This is a genomic window from Mucilaginibacter sp. P4_D1 (assembly GCF_056401935.1).
In genome coordinates this window covers 1-19,057 of sequence record NZ_JBFUIJ010000031.1, presented here as the reverse complement: position 1 = coordinate 19,057, position 19,057 = coordinate 1, and the positions used below count along the sequence as shown (strand labels likewise).

Below are 19,057 nucleotides of genomic sequence, written 5' to 3'. Positions count from 1 at the left end.
CGCCCTTACCCCTTCAAATAATGCAACCCCACGCATCCCGATTTAAAAACTTTGGAATCCACCAGTTTCCAGTTTAGCTTTTCCGGCAGCGGGAAGTCTTCCATCAACTTTTTTCCTTCGCCAATAATTACCGGGTGAATTACAATATGAATTTCATCAACCAGGCCAAGCGCCATGAGTTGCGAACGCAGGCTTACGCCGGCGATGGAGATTTTTTTGCCGGGCTGCTGTTTCAGGTACAGGATTTCGGCTTCCAGGTTGTCGCGCACAATGCGTGTATTACCTTCCACGCTTTGGAGGGTGCGCGAAAAAACAATTTTATCAATGTCGACAACCGTTTGCGCAAACGCATTGCCCGCTGCCGTGCCCGACTGGGTTTTGGCCACCTCGGTCCAATACGGAACCATCAAATCGTACATTTTACGTCCGTATACCACCAGGTCTACATCGTGCGCCAGGTCGGCAAAATATTGGTGAATTTCCTCATCGCCATTAAATTTGGTGTGTTCGTAACAGCCATCTATACTGATATTGATGCCAAAAGTTACAGTTCTCATGGGGTTGGTTTTAGTGTTGATTTTTATTGACCGGTTTGCTAAATAAATATCAAAAATAAAATACGGCATTCATAGCAATGAGGGCCAGGTGCGACAAATAAAGGGCGTTTAAGTCGGGAGTCTGAAGCCTTTAGTCGGAAGTCTGATTTTTCAGGACTTAAGACTCAAGGCTCCCCCCGGTGCATAGTTGATAAGCGATTTAGTTGAAAGACAAAATTTATACAAAACTTAAAAAACTTCCCCGCCGCTTGGGGGCTGAGCCCTGCCGGCAGCATCTTACTATTATAAACCAATTGAAAAACAATACCATAAGCCGGGCAGCCGGGCGCCTTTAGCGTTTGCAGCAGCCGGGGTAAACCAACATTCGTGATTTTTTTTAGGACGGCAGTTTTTTACAGGCTGGGCGGGGGCATGGCGTATAGGGCATGGTGGAGAAGACTCACCCCGGCTACGCTGCGCTGGCCAACCCTCTCTCCGGCTGCGCCGCAAAGAGGGTGGAAACTCATTTTTCTTTTTTTAGCCCCTCTATGCGCGAAGCGGAGAGAGGGGCAGACGGGCTTAAGCCTCGTCGGGGTGAGTCGTGGCCGGCGTTCAAATTTGAGCCGGAAAAATCACACGGAGTAGTAAAATAATGCAACAAACAGGGGCAGGCTTTATATAAACCAATTAAACAAAATCAATTTCTATGAAAATTATGAAAAACAATGTTAAACAAACCGGCGGCGCATTGGGCGTGCTGCGTGCTTTTAAATTGATGGGCCGGGCCGGGTACGGCCTGCTGCTGTCGGCGATGGGCTGTATGGCGGTGGCATCGGGCTGTAAAAAGGAAGGGCAGTTGGCGGCTGGGTCGCCGGCGGCTTCGGCAGCGGTGGCCGGTCGTAAGCTGGTAACCAATGCAACCCTGCCCACCCGTGCCGAAGCGCTGGTGGCCATGCAGGTGTACAACAATACTTTTTACAACCAGTACGGCACTTACGGCCCCAGCTTTAAGGCCTACTACTGGAAAGACCAGAACCACACCACCCGCATGGACTTCTGGACGCAGGCCGAGGCTATAGAAACCCTCATTGACGCTTACAATATAAACCCGAACGTGGATTTGAAGAACAAAATTAGCTACCTGTACAACGGTATGCGCGATGGTTACGGCCTTACCTGGGAAAGCAACATTTATAATGATGATATTATTTGGGGCAGCCTGATGTGCGTGCGCGCCTATGCCATTACCAATGATGGCGGCATGCTGGATATGGCCAAAAACAACTTCGCCATTGTATGGAACCGCGCCTATGATACCGCCCTGGGCGGCGGCCTGTGGTGGACTACCGCCAAGCAAACCAAAAACGCCTGCGTAAACGCCCCGGCCATCATCTGCGCCATGAAATTGTACGCTGCCACTGGTGATGCCAGCTACCAAACCAAGGCCAAGCTGCTGATGGATTGGATGGTGGCCACCCTGTACACCAGCAGCGGCGAAGTTAAGGGCGCCATAAACGCGGCCGGCACCATTACCGAAGGCAGCCGCTCGTACACGCAAGGCACGTTCATAGGCGCCTGCGATGCCCTGCGCTTGCAATACCCCGCCCTAAACTACGCCGCCATGGCCAACAACGTAATGAACTACAGCAAAAACAACATGTGCCAAACCCCCGGCGGCATTTTGCTGGACGAGTACGACACGGCCGATACCCAGGGCTTTAAGGGCATATTTGCCCGCTGGGCCTGTATTTATGTGCACTCGGCCGGGTTGCAAAGCACCTATGGCAACTGGCTGGATGCCAACGCCACGCAGGCATGGTCGATACGTAATAGTAGCGGACTCATGTGGGGTAAATGGGCCACCCGCACCCCCGACGGCACCATCCTGAACGCTTTTGAAACCACCCCCGGCGTAGCCATGGTGAACGGTATTTACTGGTACCGCTAAATTAATTTAGCCTGCCCCTGTTTGTTTTTATAAATTTTGGTTGATGATGCTTTTGATGCTCCGAAAGACTATATGCTGGCGAATCAGAATTTTTGGTTGCAAGTAATTGTCTGAATCAGAATTTGCGGAATTTGAGAATTAGCAGAATTTTTAGCTGCAGATAATTGTCTGAATCAGAATTTGCGGAATTTGAGAATTAGCAGAATTTTTAGCTGCAGATAATTGTCTGAACCGGAATTTATTGAATTAAGGAATTAGCAGAATTTTTAGCTGCAAATTTCATTACAGAAAAAACACCTTGCGATCCCAAAAGTGTCAGCAGAGGGAGCTTCGGGCGAAAACGGCCAAAACGATGATAGGTGGTGCTGTTGCAGGGCATAGGAAGTTTTGCCAGAAGGGGGGGCTTGTGCGGGCAAAGCAAGGGGGCAAATAATTCTGGCCCAGGTTTTGGCCGTTTTGCAGCGCAGAGGCTTTGAGCGTAAAGAAGCATTTCTGCTGACGGCGGTTTTGGTTCCTTTTGACAAGACAAAAGGAACTAGGCCCTCCCGCGGCCATGAGCGGGCCGATGTCGTAGTTTCTACAAAATAATGTTGTTCCCCAAAAACGATTTAGTCGATTAAAACAAAATATGGTAATACCCGTAAACCGGCATGGCATATAAGATCCCTCTTTCGCACCCACACACAATCACCACAGCCCTATCGGGATGACATTTTCGTTTTCACGATAGTTGCCAACCACCCGCACCGGCAACAGACCTCACACCTCCGATCCCTACTTCACCAACTCCTTCAATTCCTCCGCACTTACCGTCAATTGCCCAGCCTTTGGCAACCTGCGGGTCAATTCCCGCCAGTTGGCATCTTTGGCGTAAATTTTTTGCAGCATGGGGGCAGCCTCTTTTACGTGCTTGTTATTGGCCAGTGTAATGGCGTGCCAGTATTGCATCTCCAGGTTAGTGGGGAACATGCGCTCGGCGGCGGTGTATTCGGCCATGGCCTGGGGCATATTGTTTTTCTCCACCAGCAGGTCGCCATTGTTCATGTGTTCGTAGGCCCGTTCCAGTTTCAGCAGGCGGTCAAGCTCGGGAATGGGGTTGGGGTTATCATCAACCCGCAGGTCAATCAGTTTATCATTCCAGCTCTCCTTAACCGCCGTACCCGCTACCACAATAATGGCCGCCGACTGACGCCCGCGAATATCGCCGCCTGCGGCCTGCGCGGCTTTAAGGCAGGCCAGCACCCGCTCGGCAAGCGGCAGTTTGGTGTTGGTTAAAAAGGCGTGTTCCATGGCGGCGCAAACTTTGTCGGTAAGCATCATATTGCTCTGTACCGAGTAGTTGGCGCCGTGGCGGTCGGTAGCGTAGGCAATACATTTGCTGCCGGTGTATACAGCCGTTTGGCCTTTGGTATCCAGGAACGCCACCTGGCGTACGTCGCGGCCGGGGTCTTGCTTAATCAGCTGGTCAAGCGCTTGCCGGGGCGTTTTGCCCCCCTGCATCAGCCAAAGCCCCTGCGGCCCGTACGATTTTTTAATAAACGACTGCGTGGCTACCACCCCCACACCCGATTTACCCCAGATAACCGAGGTGCCCACACTAAACCAATGACTTTGCACGGCAGCCGCCATTTGCCCGGTAGCCGGGTCGCGCGCCACGATAGAGAAGGTATGCGCCAACGGTTCGGTAGCCTTATAAACCTGCTGCCCAAAAGCCGGCACAGTAAACAATAACAAAATCGGAAAAAGTTTTTTCATGAGTGGGATAGTATAAATCCGAAGCTACGGATTTTGAGATGAAGCAACAAATACTTCCCGACTTCCCGGACTTCCCCGAGTTAATTTAATCGCCTTAATATTTGTATCAAAAAATGTATAATTCTTTCATTGCTGATATTAAAAAGCCAGCCTTTTTTATATTTTTTGTCTTAATTCTTGACGCTTAAATGCCGGTTATTTCCCGGTATTCCAATATCATTAAGTCCAGTTTAAAAAAAACAGAAAACCGAACACCTGCAAAAAAGGGAGAACCTGTACAGGCCCTCCCTCAAATCAAAACTATTAAATCAAAATGTGTTATACTTCGGGCCCGGCAGGCTTATCAAAATGGAAAGGCTGTTTGGGCTGGGTAAAAATATGTTCTTCGGTGTGTTTGCGTGGTTTAACTACCATCCAGGCGCCAAAGGCCATAATAGCCAGTGGCCATACTATGCGGTCGGCATCGGGGATGTTTTCGTTGAGCAAAAAGGCAACGCCAATCAGGGTAACAATTATCCATGATGGTTTCCTGAAATTATATTTGGCACCCATGTAAGTACCCCAGGCAATCATCCACATTGGCCAGCTAAACAGCCAGTCGGGTATAAAAAACAAATCGAATTGGTTTATCAGTAAAAGGCTGCCTGCTACTAATAAAATTGCCCCTGCGGCTACTTTGCTGTTGTTTGGGGTGTTCAGGGTGTTTATATCGTTGTTCATCGTCGTAAGTTTTAAATTATACCCTAAAAGTACTGCGCTATATAAGGCACAGCAAGGCAATATTGGCGAACAGGGTATAACAACCCGGTAAGCAAGTATATTTTGTCGGTGAATGAGGCTACCGTTTTCGCCGGAAATTTTGACAAACAAATGCCGCATAGTATCATTACAATAATTACATTGCCCTACCATAATAACACCATGGAAGATACCGATATATTGATCATAGGCGCAGGTGCGGCGGGTTTAATGGCTGCGCGTACGCTGGCAAAAGCCGGTAAAAAAGTTACCGTACTGGAGGCCCGCGACCGCATTGGCGGCCGCATTCACACACTCGAAACTGCATCGGGCCAACAACCGCTTGAACTGGGTGCCGAGTTCATACACGGCGATTTGCCGCTCACAAAATCGTTATTGGACCAGGCAGGCATTGCCTATGAACACTCCGGCGCATCCATGTGGCGGTACGAGGATGGCGAGTTTAAACAGAACGAATCTTTTGTTGAACATTGGGACGCCTTCCTTAATAAACTGGGCGAATTGGAGCAGGATATGAGCATCAACTGTTTCCTGCTTCGCGAATTTAAAGGCGAAAAATACCGGCGTTTAAGGGAGTCGGTACGCCAGTTTGTATCCGGATATGACAATGCCGACCCCAAAAAAGCAAGTTCGTTTTCGCTGCGCCGCGAATGGCAATCTGAAGACGATGGCGCACAATACCGGGTAGGAGGTGGTTATATCAATTTGGTCCGTTTTTTAGCCGGAGAGATAGTTGCTGCCGGTGGGCAGATACAACTAAACGCGGTAGTAAAGAAAATATCTTGGCAACAACATTGCGTAAAAGTGGTTAGCAGCGTTGGTTGTACGCATTCGGCAAAGCAAATAATTGTGGCCTTACCGCTTGGCGTTCTGCAGGTTAACGCAGGCGATTCCGGGGCGATCAGTTTTATTCCCGAGATTTCTGACTATCTCAAAGCTATCAACGCCTTAGGCTTTGGGGCGGTGATAAAAATCCTGCTGGAGTTTGATGAAGCTTTTTGGGAAGACAAGCAAACCGAAATACTGGCCGGTAAAAGCCTCAGTAACATGGGCTATTTATTTAGCACCGAGGAAATCCCCACCTGGTGGACACAGGCACCCCGGCATACCAATATGCTAACCGGCTGGATAGGCGGCCCCGAAGCTGCCGAAAAAGCGGATACCCATAACACCGAAATAATAAAGCAAAGCCTGCAATCATTAGCCATTATTTTTAACCGCGATGAGCAACAACTCAATCAAAAGCTTCTTAACTACCACATAGTAAACTGGACGGCCGACGAATTTTCCCGCGGCTCTTACGCTTATGATACGGTAGAAGCCAACCAGGCACGCCATGTTTTGAGCGGACCGATCCAGGATACTATTTTTTTCGCTGGCGAATATTTGTACAACGGCACCGCCATGGGTACTGTTGAAGCTGCACTTGATAGCGGGTTACGCGCCGCTGAGCGGATTAAACAGCTATAGAAAAGACCTTTTTTTTAACTTTTAAGCAGCCTATATTTAATATTTTTAATTAGGGATACGATATTAACTAAATCTTTCGTTATTGGCGGATAAGTACCTTATCCAATGTCCAGATTATTCCTGACCCTACTATTTTCCTATTTTATTGTTTTAAACCCGCGGCCCAAATTGCCGGATAGCAAACGGGCCGGTGCCGTGCGTGCTACCGTATGGCCCCCATTGCAAAGAGAATTGAACGATAAGGGTTTTAAAGGGGAAGCCCCCATTTACATCCGTATTTTTAAAGACCAGGATGCGCTGGAAGTTTGGAAAAAGGCAGGCAATAAATATAAGTTGTTTAAAACTTATGAAATTTGTTACTACTCTGGCAACCTGGGCACCAAAACCAAAAAAGGCGATAATAAAAGCCCCGAAGGCTTTTACACCATCCAACCCAAACAGCTTAACCCGGTGAGTAATTACTACCTGGCTATTAATGTAGGCTACCCAAACAAGGTTGAGCAGTTAAAAGGTTACACCGGCGATGCTATTATGATACATGGGCATTGTGCATCTATTGGTTGCTACGCCATGACCGATGCGCGGATTGAAGAAATTTATACCTTGGTTTACAAAGCTTTTGAAGCGGGCCAGCAAAAAATAAATCTGGATATATTTCCATTCAGAATGGATAAAGCGCACATGGATTTTTACAGCCACCAATCCTATATGGCTTTCTGGAAAACGTTAAAGCCCGGATATGAAAAGTTTGAAAAAACACGCCTTCCGGTTAACTATTTTATCAAAGGGAAGGACTATGCTTTTTGAAGATTGAAAAACAAATAAGTTCATCAATAATGATTTTGGCAAAGAAGGTTTTTCAACCCCTTATTCGGCTTATCAATAATTATTAAAATTTCCATACAACAAATCAATTTTATTATAAATTTGGAACGCGGATAGTGCCTGATAGCAGGCCGCAGCCAATTATACTTTTTTGACCTGTTTTACAATATGAAGAAAACTTTACTTTTTGCCTTATGCAGCCTTGCGCTTGCGTTGGGCGCATCGGCGCAAATGCCTGCTTTAGAGCGCGTTGAGCCTATGTCATGGTGGGTGGGCATGAGCAACCCTAACCTGCAATTAATAGTACATGGCAATAACATTGCAGGCCGTAATGTGGTACTTAATTACCCTGGCGTAAAGCTAAAAGCAGTACATAAAGTTGAAAACTCCAATTATTTATTCCTCGATTTGCAGCTTTTTTCATCGGTAGTTCCGGGAACGTTCCCGATAAAATTTACAAAGGCCGGTCAAAAGGACCTGGTTTATCAATATACGCTTAATAAACGCGACAAATCTGCCGGTCGCATACAGGGCGTAACCAACAAGGATTTGATATACCTTATCATGCCCGATCGTTTCAGCAACGGTGATGAAAGCAACGATTCTTTTGACAATATGCGCGAGAAAGGCGTTCACCGCGATTCGATGTATAGCCGCCACGGCGGTGATATTCAGGGAGTGATGAACCACCTTGATTATTTAAAAGCCTTAGGCGTTACTGCTATCTGGATGACCCCCGAAATTGAGAACGACGAGCCGCATGCATCATACCATGGCTATGCAGTTACCGACTATTATAAAATAGACCCCCGCTATGGCACCAACGAGCTTTACAAAAAATTTGTTGAGAAATGCCACAGCATGGGCCTGAAGGTAATTAAAGACCTGGTGCACAACCACGCCGGTACCGAAGGCTATACCATTTTGGATATGCCCATGAAAAGTTGGGTACACCAGTGGCCAAAATACACCAAATCAAACTTTAGGGATGCCGCGGTGATGGATCCGCATGCCTCGCCAATGGATAAGAAACTGATGGCCGATGGATGGTTTGATCATCGGATGGCCGATATGAACCAGAATAATACTTACGTACAAAACTACCTTACCCAAAACCATATTTGGTGGGTGGAGTATGCTGGTATCGATGGCTTCCGCTTAGATACTTACCCGTATAACGATCCGGCATATATGGCCAAATGGGCGCAGGATGTTAAGGCCGAATTTCCGAAGCTTTCCATTTTTGGCGAAACGCTGGTATGGTCGGCGGCAAACCAGGCATTTTTCACCCAGGGTAATACGGTTAACCGTGGTATGGATACCCACTTGCCAGGCGTAACCGATGGCGTATTAAAAGATGCCATTTATGAAGCGCTGAACGGCAATGACGGGTGGACGGATGGCGTTGGTCGCCTTTATTCGGTCATAGCGCAAGACTTTTTATACCAGGATGCTACCCGCAACACCATATTTATGGATAACCATGATATGAGCCGCCTGCTATCTATGGTTAAAGAAGATTTTACCAAATACAAATCGGCCATGGCCATGTTGTTGACCATGCGTGGCGTTCCCCAGTTATATTATGGCGACGAGATCCTGATGAAAAACTATAGCGATCCGGATGGATTGGTACGCGAGGATTTTGCCGGTGGCTGGAAAGGCGATAAAGAGAACAAGTTTACCGCCGACGGCCGCAGCAAAAAAGAAAACGAGGCCTTTAACTATGTAAGCAAGCTGGCCAACTACCGCAAAGGCACAACCGCCCTGCAAACCGGTAAAATGATGCAGTTTGTACCCGAAAAAGGGATTTATGTATACTTCAGGTACAATGCTGCCAAAACGGTAATGATTATTTTCAACAGCAGCGATAAGGATCAAACTACAACAACAGACCGGTATTTTGAACGAATTGGCGATGCCAAAAAAGCCCGTAACGTGATAACCGACGAGCCCGTTGACCTGGCGCAGGTGAACATACCTGGCAAAACTGCTTTGGTGCTCGAAATATTACCCGGCGGTACTCATTAAAAATTATATCTTAGTGGCTTTGAGCCACGTATCTAAAAAGTTACAATGAACAATATTAAAGCATGTATTTTCGATCTGGATGGTGTAATTGTTGATACAGCCGTTTATCACTATAAAGCCTGGAAAAGATTGGCCAACTCATTAGGGTTCGATTTTACAGAGCACCAGAACGAACAACTCAAAGGCGTAAGCAGAGTACGTTCGCTCGAGCTTATTTTAGGCTGGGGAGGCGTAACCAAAACTGCCGAGGAGCAGGAGGTTTTAGCCACCCAGAAAAATACCTGGTACATGGAAATGGTTAACCAGATGAAACCCGATGAAATACTGCCCGGAGCAAAGGAGTTTGTAGAAGTCTGCCGCAAAGCAGGTATCAAAATAGCCTTAGGCTCGGCCAGTAAAAACTCGATGACCATCCTCAACAAAATTGGCATTACCAATCTTTTCGATGCGGTAATTGATGGTAACAAAGTAAGTAAAGCCAAACCCGATCCGGAAGTATTTTTGGAAGGGGCCAAAGCACTAAGTGTCGAACCCGAAGAATGTGTAGTATTTGAAGATGCCATTGCCGGGGTAGAGGCAGCTAAAGCCGGCGGTATGAAGGTAGTTGGCATAGGCCAGCCCGGCGTACTGGATGCCGATTTGGTAATCAGCGGGTTAGATAAAATGACGTTAGATAAATTATTTAAATTATAAAGTTTCACCCAACCCTCTCCAAAGGAGAGGGCTTTAAAAGATTCTTGAAGCCCCTCTCCTTTGGAGAGGGGTTTGGGGTGAGGCTAAACGGTTAGTTAAAATGAAAAATTATATTAAAGTTGATGAGTGGAAGATAATTGAAGAAGGCTTTGACGCACATCATCACCAGGTATCTGAGAGCATATTTAGTTTGGGTAATGGCCGCATGGGGCAGCGGGCCAACTTTGAGGAGGCATACAGCGGCGAAACGCTGCTGGGCAACTATGTTGCCGGGGTTTACTATCCCGATAAAACCCGTGTAGGCTGGTGGAAAAATGGCTACCCGGAATACTTTGCCAAAGTGCTGAATGCCGCTAACTGGACAATTATTGATATATTTTTAGATGGCGAACAACTGGATTTGGCCAAATGCGAGGTCACCGGCTTCCGCCGTGAATTGAACATGAAGGAAGGCTATCTGAAACGTACCTTTACAGCCAAAACCGCATCTGGCAAAGAGGTATCTGTTGAAGCCTGCCGCTTTTGCAGCATGGTTGATGATGAAACTGCAGCTATCAAATATTCCGTTACTCCCTTAAACTTTAGCGGTACCATCACTATTACCCCAGCCATTGATGGCGATGTGGTGAACAAGGATTCCAACTACGACGAGAAGTTTTGGGACGAATTGGGCAAAGCCAATGAGCCTGATGGTGGTTACATTGTAATGCGTACCAAAAAAACCGGCTTTGAAGTAGCTACCGGCATGAAGTTCAGTATTTCGCAAAATGGCGAAACTATCCACCCAAAAACAGAAGCGATATCGAAAGAAAAATACATAGCATCAAAAATTGAATTACAGGCACAACAGGGCCAAAGCATCAGCATTATTAAATACGTTGCTAACCTGTCGTCGCAAAATCATAAACCCGAAGACCTGGTTGCCTCGTTGGCAGCTACTTTAGATCGCATCAGCCTCAAAGGCTTTGACACCATGCTGGCCGAGCAAGCCGCTGCCTGGGCTGAAAAATGGAAACACAATGATATCATCATCGAAGGTGATGAATCGGCTCAGCAAGCTATCCGCTTTAATATTTTTCAGCTTAACCAAACTTATACCGGCGAAGACGATCGCCTGAACATAGGCCCCAAAGGTTTTACCGGCGAAAAATACGGAGGCTCAACCTATTGGGACACCGAGGCTTATTGTGTGCCCTTTTACCTGGCCACCGCACCACAAAAAGTTACCCGCAACCTGTTGCTTTACCGTTATAAACAATTAGGCAAAGCTATCGAGAATGCCGCCTTATTAGGTTTTAAAAACGGCGCCGCATTGTACCCCATGGTTACTATGGATGGTACCGAATGCCATAACGAGTGGGAGATCACTTTTGAAGAGATTCATCGTAACGGCGCTATTGCCTATGCTATTTTTAACTACGTGCGTTATACCGCCGATGAAGCATACCTGGCCGATTATGGCTTTGAAGTGCTGATAGCGATAGCCAGGTTCTGGTCGCAAAGGGTAAGCTGGTCGCAGGATAAACAACAATATGTAATGCTGGGTGTAACCGGGCCAAACGAGTACGAGAATAACGTAAACAATAACTGGTATACCAGCATGCTGGCCGTTTGGTGTATGAAGTATACCATGGAAGTTGCCGGAAAAATTAAAATTGCCGATAACGCTAAATACGATGCCCTGGCGACGAGGATCGGCCTGGATGAAGCTACAGAGTTTAGCCGTTTTGGCCATATTGTCGAAAATATGTACCTGGGTCATGATGATAAACAAGGCATATTTTTACAGCAGGACGGTTACCTGGATAAAGAACAGATATTAGTAAAAGACCTGCCGGCTACAGACCGCCCGTTGAACCAGAAATGGAGCTGGGACAGGATATTACGCTCCTGCTACATTAAACAGGCCGACGTATTGCAGGGTATTTACTTTTTTGAAGATGATTACGATATAGATACCATCCGCAGAAACTTTGACTACTATGAGCCACGCACGGTGCATGAGTCGTCATTATCGCCATGTGTACACGCTATTTTAGCAGCCAAATTGGGTGATGAAGCGCGCGCATATGAATTTTACCTGCGCACTGCCCGTTTGGATTTGGACGATTACAATAACGATACCGAAGATGGCTGCCACATCACCTCGATGGCCGGCACATGGATGGCTGTTGTGGAAGGCTTTGGCGGTATGCGCGTGAGGGATGGCAAACTGCTGTTTCAACCGTTTATTCCCGAAAAATGGGCATCTTTTTCATTCCATATCGGTTTCCGTGGCGCATTGCTAAACATCAAAGTAAGCAAGGAAGGCGTGCAGATCAAAAACCTGTCGGATGTGGCAACCACGATATTTGTTTATGGTAAAGATCAGCTGGTAAATGCCAACGACGAATTATTGGTAGAGGCATAATGAAAAACTTAGCGTTGATAATTATCATGATTGGCTTTTTAACAGGAGGTTGTTTCCTGTTAAACCAGTTTTTGCAATTATCAATCGAGAATATCATCGCTATAATTTTAATTGTGCTGTTATCAATTGCGATACCATCGGCAACAGGCTTCCTGGTTATGTATTTAATTGAGCGTAAGAAAATATGTAATACGCACAAGGCTATATTATTCCCCTGGATTTTTTTGCCAATCCCCGTTGTTATATTGGCCATTTTAAGACTAAACATTTTTAGCAACCCCATAGTTGAGTTGCCTTTAATATTGGTGTTTTTAAGTGCAGGCGGCCTTTTAGCACGCCGGTGGAGGCTAAACAAAATATCTGTATGAAAATAAAGTTTATCCCTGTTTTGGCAGCCTTGTTTATCTTTAACACAGGATATGCACAAAAACATCACCCCAAAAAAACAAAAATGGAACAAACCGCAGCCAATCATAAACTGATCATATACCAACTATTGCCACGGCTTTTTGGCAATACCAAAACGCTGAACAAAACCAATGGCTCAATTGAAGAGAATGGCGTTGGCAAGCTGAACGATATTAATGATAAAGCCTTGCAAGAGATAAAAAAAATGGGCTTTACCTATGTTTGGTATACCGGTGTTATTGAGCATGCCACCATGACCGATTATTCGGCTTTTGGCATTAAGGCCGATGATCCGGATATTGTGAAGGGCAGGGCTGGTTCGCCTTATGCCATAAAAGATTATTATGATATCGACCCCGATTTAGCTGTAGATGTAAAAAATCGAATTGGTGAGTATGAAGACTTAATTAAACGTACCCATGGCAATGGGCTAAAAGTATTGATGGACCTGGTACCTAACCACGTGGCCCGTACTTATGCATCGGATGTAAAACCGGCCGGCGTACGCGATTTTGGTCAGGATGATGATAAAAGCAAAGGCTTTAGCCCGCAAAATGACTTTTACTATATGCCAGGGCAACCATTTACGGTTCCCGCCGGGTATAATCCGGGTGGAGATGAATTTAAAAGCCCGCTGAAAGACGGCAAATTCGACGAAAACCCGGCTAAGGCAACCGGTAATGACGTTTTCAGCGCATCACCATCTATCAATGATTGGTTCGAGACGATGAAGCTAAATTATGGTGTTGATTACATGGATCATCGCCGCGGCCATTTCGACCCGATACCGCCGCTTTGGAACAAGGTTTATGATATTTTAAAATACTGGACTGCCAAAGGTGTCGACGGTTTTCGCTGCGATATGGTAGAAATGGTACCCATCGAATTCTGGGCCTGGGTGATCCCGAAAATGAAAGCCGAACATCCTGGTATCGTTTTCATCGGCGAAGCTTATGATAAAGGCAAATACAGCGATTATATATTTAAAGGACATTTTGATTACCTGTACGATAAGGTTGGCCTTTATGATACCATCAGAAATTTAACCCGCAACGATTACCACACCAATACCTGGGGCATCAACGCCGTGTGGAACCACGATAGCAAAGGTATAGACGAACATATGCTGCGCTTTATGGAAAACCATGACGAGCAACGTATTGCATCGCCTGATTTTGCCGGCAATCCGTGGCTGGCCGTGCCGGGTATGATTATCACAGCAACGCTAAACACCGGGCCGGTAATGATCTATTTTGGCCAGGAAGTTGGCGAACCTGGTACAGGTAGTGAAGGCTTTAGCGGTAACGATGGCCGCAGTTCGATATTTGACTATTGGGGTGTACCCGAACACCAGAAATGGCTTAACGGCGGTGCTTATGATGGCAGTAAATTATCTGGCGATCAAAAAAAACTGCGCGGCTTTTATAGTACCCTGCTTAATGCCGTGCACAACAGCGAAGCCATTAAAACGGGCGCTTTTTATGAACTGATGATGACCAATGAACATCAGCCGGGTTTTGATACTAAAATGTACATATACCTGCGTTATACCAATAATCAGCGTATATTAGTGATAACCAATTTTAACCGGGATGCCCGCAAATTAAGCGTAAAACTTCCGGATGACCTGTTACATAAACTAAATATAAACGGCAAGCAACAATTTACCGATCTGCTCAGCGGCAGCAAGTTCGGCACCAGTGATATTAAAAATGGTGTTCAAGTAACTGTAGGGGCCAGTAGCGGGTTGATGCTGGAGTTCTGAACCGGAATTCATCGAATTACGGAATTAACAGAATGGAAAACTTGTCGGCAGTGTTGAACACTTGTAGAATTACGAAGTCATAGAAACTTGTAAGTCCGGCCTGTACAATTGCTGCCGCTATGTGAGGTGTTTAAGCTCGCGTTGTTTGCTCTGCAATTCTGAAAATTCCTTAATTCGATGAATTCCGGTTCAGACAACACCATCCAAGACCAATGAATTAATGAACCAGTGAACCAATGAACCAAAAAAGATGAATAAAGTATTACAAAAGCCAAGATTAAGTTTCTGGCAAATCTGGAACATGAGCTTTGGCTTTTTGGGTATCCAGTTTGGCTTCGCGCTGCAAACCGGGTATGCAAGCCGCATATTGCAAACCTTTGGCGCCGATGTGGGTAATTTGTCGTTTTTTTGGTTGGCAGCCCCACTTACCGGGATGATCATTCAGCCAATTATCGGCCATTATAGTGATCGTACCTGGAACCGTTTGGGCCGTCGTCGCCCTTATTTTTTAACCGGGGCTTTGTTGTCTGGTTTAGCGCTTTGCTTTTTGCCCAACTCATCCGGGCTGGCATTTTTAATACCGCCGATAATTGTTGGTGCCGGTATGCTGATGCTGATGGATGCATCCTTTAACGTTGCTATGGAGCCCTTCAGGGCATTGGTTGCCGATAACCTGCCCGATAGTCAGCATACAGCTGGCTTTTCGATGCAGACTTGTTTGATAGGCGTGGGTGCCATCATAGGTTCGGTATTGCCATCTATTTTAACCAATTGGTTTAAAGTAAAATCGGATGCTGCCCCTGGTATTGTACCTAATAATCTGCTTTACTCGTTTTACGCAGGTGGCTTAATCCTGATAGGTTGTATACTATGGACTGTGGTAAAAACCAAAGAATATCCCCCCGAAGAATACGCCAAATTTCATGAGCCTGATATAGAAACCACCAAACGAAGCGGCTTTATGGAGTTTATAAACGATTTGGTGCACATGCCAAAAACCATGAAGCAATTAGGTGTAGTGCAATTTTTCTCGTGGTTTGCGCTATTTTCTATGTGGGTTTGGACAACTCCTGCCATCGCCACACACGTTTATCACCTGGCCGATAACGATACTACCTCAAAATCGTTTAATGATGCCAGCAGTTGGGTAGGCATTATGTTTGGTGTTTATAACGGCGTATCGGCATTATACGCCTTGTCGCTACCATTTATTGTAAAAAAACTAAGCCGTAAGGCAACGCATGCTTTTTCATTGGCAATGGGCGGGCTGGGCTTAATATCAATATTCTTTATTCAAAACCACTACCTTTTGTTGCTGCCTATGGTAGGTATAGGTTTGGCCTGGGGCAGTATACTGGCTATGCCTTACGCCATATTATCAAGCTCGATACCCGCCAAAAAAATCGGGATTTACATGGGCTTGTTTAACTTTTTTATCACATTCCCACAAATAGTAAGCAGCCTTACCAGCAGCCTTATTATCAAACATTTGTTTAATAGCGAGTCGATTTACGGTTTAATCATGGGCGGGGTATTTATGTTTATCGCATCTATATCGGTGTTTTTTGTACAAGATGGTAAGAGAATTCAAATAATAGAGGCTTCCAATTGAAGAAAACGTTAAAAACAAACACGCTTAATGATTTTTCCTCAAATCAAATGTTGTATATTGCGTAGTAAGTACACATTATACATATTTGCAGAAACCCCGTTAAATAATTTGAATGGAAAGTAACACACCCAATCCGGAAGAGCTAACCAGTAAGATAGTTGAAATTAAAAACTTGCTGGAAGAAGAAGAGGAAGAGGAGTTTCATCACCTTAATAATCCCGCCGATGGCATAAAACCCATCATCAAAAAATACCTTGGCGTGCCAAACCATGCCGACCAGATAGGCAACAAATTTTACTTTACCGATGGCGATGCCAAAGTAGAAGTTGTTGTTGTTACCGACGACATTATTCGTGTAAGATTGGCGCCCCACAGCGTTTTCCTTGAAGAATTCTCATACGCCGTTCCTAAGCTGGAGCATAAAGCCGCAGCCTTCACCCTTTACGAGGATGATAACGAGTTTCGTGTAGCAACTAAATCGATAAATTGCCATATCCGTAAAAAGGATTTCTTCATTTCGTTTTCTGATAGCAATAACCACGTAACCAGTTCAGATGCCGTGCCTATGCACTGGGAAGAGAACGTACAGTTTGGCGGTTATTACGTGTTTTGTACCAAAACCTGCGCTAAAGACGAAAGCTTTTTTGGCCTTGGCGATAAGCCTACTGAGCTTAACCTGCGCGGCAAAAGGCTGAAGAACTGGAACACCGACGCCTACTCTTTTGCCTGGAATCAGGATCCGCTTTATCGCAGCATCCCTTTTTATATCAGCGTAAATGAAGGCATAGCACACGGTATATTTTTTGATAATACGTTTAAAGCACAGTTTGATTTTGGCGCCGAAGATAAAACCAAAACCAGTTTTTGGGCTGATGGCGGCGAATTGCAGTACTATTATATCCACGGCCCGCACATGATGGATGTAGTAAAAAGCTACCACATTTTAACCGGAACGCACCCTATGCCGCCACTTTGGGCACTGGGTTATCACCAGTGCCGCTGGAGTTATTATCCCGAAGCCAAGGTGCGTAAAATTGCCAAAGGCTTCCGCGAAAACAAAATTCCTTGCGATGGTATCTATTTAGATATAGACTATATGGACGGCTACCGCTGCTTTACCTGGAACCGGAAATACTTTCCAGATCCGAAGAAGATGATTAGCGAACTGGCTGCAGATGGCTTTAAAACGGTGGTGATAATTGACCCGGGCATCCGCGTTGACGATAATTACTGGGTATTTAAAGAAGGTAAAGAAAAAAGATATTTTTGCCGCCGCAGCGACGATTACTTTATGGAAGGCCACGTATGGCCGGGCCGTTGCCAGTTTCCTGATTTTACCAATCCCGAAGTACGCGAATGGTGGGGAGGCTTGTTTGACGAGCTGGTAGAGATGGGCGTGGCCGGTGTTTGGAATGACATGAACGAGCCTGCCGTATTTGGAGCAGGTACCTTCCCCGACGATGTTCGTCATCAATATGATGGGCACCGCGGGTCGCATCGTAAGGCGCACAACGTTTATGGCATGCAAATGGTACGCTCCACCTACGAAGGCCTGCGTAAGATCATGAAAAATAAACGCCCTTTTACCATTACCCGGGCGGGCTATTCGGGCGTACAGCGTTACTCATCCGTATGGACGGGCGATAACGTAGCCTCATGGGAGCACCTTAAATTAGGTAATATTCAATGCCAGCGCCTGTCGGTATCGGGCATCCCTTTTTGCGGTACAGATATAGGTGGTTTTAGCGGCGAGCCTGACGGCGAGCTGTTTACCCGCTGGATACAGTTAGGTACTTTCTCGCCGTTTATGCGGGCGCACTCGGCAGGCGATACCAAAGAGCGTGAACCATGGAGCTTTGGTGAGCCGTTTACCGAAATCAACCGTAAGTTTATCGAGCTGCGTTACAGGCTTATCCCATACTTATACTCTACTTTTTGGGAGCACCATCGCTACGGTTTCCCTATTTTAAGGCCTGTGGTAATGCATGAGCAGGATGTGTTGTTAAACCACTTCCGCCAGGATGAATTTACTTATGGCGATAAAATTTTGGTTTGCCCGGTAATGGAGCCAGGCCAGATTAAACGTAACGTGTACCTGCCAAAAGGTAAATGGTTTAATTACTGGACATTTGAAGTGCTGGATGGCGGTAAAGAAGTAACCGTTGACACGCCTTTGCAAACCATGCCGCTGTTTGTAAAAGCCGGATCGGTAATACCCGAATACCCGGTAATGCAATACATAGGCGAAAAAGAAATTGAAGAAGTTAAACTGAATATTTACTATACCGATTACGAAGTAAACTCCTTCCTGTTTGAAGATTACGGCGAAACTTTTGCCTACGAGCAGGATATTTACCTCGAGAAAAAATTTGTGGTAAATGGTAATTCAAAAAAACTAACCATAGGTCAAAGCATGGAAGGGCTGTATACCCCACGCTATGAGGGCTACCACTTTAACGTTATAGGCTTACCTTTTAAGCCGCACAAAATAGTGGTCGACGGTAAAACTGTAACCGATTTCATCCTCAACGATGATGGCACCATGGAGTTTAAATACAGTAAAAAGTTTAAGCAGATAGAAATCAGCAAATAATATAAAAGAGGCCGTATCATAAATCAAATGATGCGGTCTTTTTATTTTACGGCGGATAAATCGATTTCAAGTAGTTTTTTGATGTTGATTTCGAACTAACGAATATTATTGATTAAGAACGAGTGAAAAGAAGGCCTTTAGGCAGCTTTTTTTCTTAGGTTTTGTGCGATTGAAAGTAAGCCCCATTCTATCGCTACTTTTTCTTTCCCACGGAGCATGAAGCGTCGGAACCCGTGGTTCTGTTTGATATTT

Annotated in this window: 14 protein-coding genes; 10 read left to right on the top strand and 4 right to left on the bottom strand. The window is 45.7% G+C overall.

Annotated elements, in window-relative coordinates:
* Nucleotides 1–5: 5 nt before the first annotated feature.
* Nucleotides 6–557, bottom strand: coding sequence for a dihydrofolate reductase family protein (locus tag AC1DV1_RS21850; protein WP_477363388.1), 552 nt, complete (start codon nucleotides 555–557; stop codon nucleotides 6–8).
* A 685-nt stretch (nucleotides 558–1,242) separates the two neighbouring features.
* On the opposite strand from AC1DV1_RS21850, the gene AC1DV1_RS21845 reads away from it, so the two are divergent.
* Nucleotides 1,243–2,484: a glycoside hydrolase family 76 protein gene (locus AC1DV1_RS21845; protein WP_477363385.1), complete on the top strand. Its 1,242-nt coding sequence runs from the start codon at nucleotides 1,243–1,245 to the stop codon at nucleotides 2,482–2,484.
* 774 nt (nucleotides 2,485–3,258) lie between these two features.
* Here the strand turns inward: AC1DV1_RS21845 and AC1DV1_RS21840 are convergent.
* Complete coding sequence (locus tag AC1DV1_RS21840) at nucleotides 3,259–4,239, bottom strand: DUF1028 domain-containing protein (RefSeq protein WP_477363381.1); 981 nt, start codon at nucleotides 4,237–4,239, stop codon at nucleotides 3,259–3,261.
* A gap of 318 nt (nucleotides 4,240–4,557) precedes the next feature.
* Nucleotides 4,558–4,959: a LiaF transmembrane domain-containing protein gene (locus AC1DV1_RS21835; RefSeq protein ID WP_477363378.1), complete on the bottom strand. Its 402-nt coding sequence runs from the start codon at nucleotides 4,957–4,959 to the stop codon at nucleotides 4,558–4,560.
* A 201-nt stretch (nucleotides 4,960–5,160) separates the two neighbouring features.
* On the opposite strand from AC1DV1_RS21835, the gene AC1DV1_RS21830 reads away from it, so the two are divergent.
* The 9 genes from AC1DV1_RS21830 to AC1DV1_RS21790 all read left to right on the top strand — a co-directional run bounded on the left by AC1DV1_RS21830 (nucleotide 5,161) and on the right by AC1DV1_RS21790 (nucleotide 18,805).
* Nucleotides 5,161–6,468: a flavin monoamine oxidase family protein gene (locus AC1DV1_RS21830; protein ID WP_477363375.1), complete on the top strand. Its 1,308-nt coding sequence runs from the start codon at nucleotides 5,161–5,163 to the stop codon at nucleotides 6,466–6,468.
* 105 nt (nucleotides 6,469–6,573) lie between these two features.
* The gene (locus AC1DV1_RS21825) at nucleotides 6,574–7,275 is read left to right on the top strand and encodes a L,D-transpeptidase family protein (RefSeq protein ID WP_477363372.1); all 702 of its coding nucleotides are present in this window, start codon (nucleotides 6,574–6,576) and stop codon (nucleotides 7,273–7,275) included.
* A gap of 186 nt (nucleotides 7,276–7,461) precedes the next feature.
* Entirely contained in the window at nucleotides 7,462–9,324 is a 1,863-nt protein-coding gene (locus AC1DV1_RS21820) for an alpha-amylase family glycosyl hydrolase (RefSeq protein ID WP_477363369.1), read from the top strand.
* 45 nt (nucleotides 9,325–9,369) lie between these two features.
* Nucleotides 9,370–10,017, top strand: coding sequence for a beta-phosphoglucomutase (gene pgmB, locus AC1DV1_RS21815; RefSeq protein WP_477363366.1), 648 nt, complete (start codon nucleotides 9,370–9,372; stop codon nucleotides 10,015–10,017).
* A gap of 100 nt (nucleotides 10,018–10,117) precedes the next feature.
* Nucleotides 10,118–12,427, top strand: coding sequence for a glycoside hydrolase family 65 protein (locus AC1DV1_RS21810; RefSeq protein ID WP_477363363.1), 2,310 nt, complete (start codon nucleotides 10,118–10,120; stop codon nucleotides 12,425–12,427).
* The gene (locus tag AC1DV1_RS21805) at nucleotides 12,427–12,795 is read left to right on the top strand and encodes a hypothetical protein (RefSeq protein WP_477363360.1); all 369 of its coding nucleotides are present in this window, start codon (nucleotides 12,427–12,429) and stop codon (nucleotides 12,793–12,795) included. The genes AC1DV1_RS21810 and AC1DV1_RS21805 overlap by 1 nt, the downstream gene beginning before the upstream one ends.
* Nucleotides 12,792–14,600: an alpha-amylase family glycosyl hydrolase gene (locus AC1DV1_RS21800; RefSeq protein ID WP_477363357.1), complete on the top strand. Its 1,809-nt coding sequence runs from the start codon at nucleotides 12,792–12,794 to the stop codon at nucleotides 14,598–14,600. The genes AC1DV1_RS21805 and AC1DV1_RS21800 overlap by 4 nt, the downstream gene beginning before the upstream one ends.
* 250 nt (nucleotides 14,601–14,850) lie before the next feature.
* Nucleotides 14,851–16,212 carry an MFS transporter gene (locus tag AC1DV1_RS21795; protein ID WP_477363354.1) on the top strand — a complete coding sequence of 454 codons (1,362 nt, stop codon included), beginning with the start codon at nucleotides 14,851–14,853 and terminating at the stop codon, nucleotides 16,210–16,212.
* Nucleotides 16,213–16,324: 112 nt separating this feature from the next.
* Nucleotides 16,325–18,805: a glycoside hydrolase family 31 protein gene (locus tag AC1DV1_RS21790; RefSeq protein WP_477363351.1), complete on the top strand. Its 2,481-nt coding sequence runs from the start codon at nucleotides 16,325–16,327 to the stop codon at nucleotides 18,803–18,805.
* Nucleotides 18,806–18,942: 137 nt separating this feature from the next.
* Here the strand turns inward: AC1DV1_RS21790 and AC1DV1_RS21785 are convergent.
* On the bottom strand, nucleotides 18,943–19,057 hold a 115-nt coding region (locus AC1DV1_RS21785), incomplete at its 5' end, for a transposase (protein WP_477361339.1).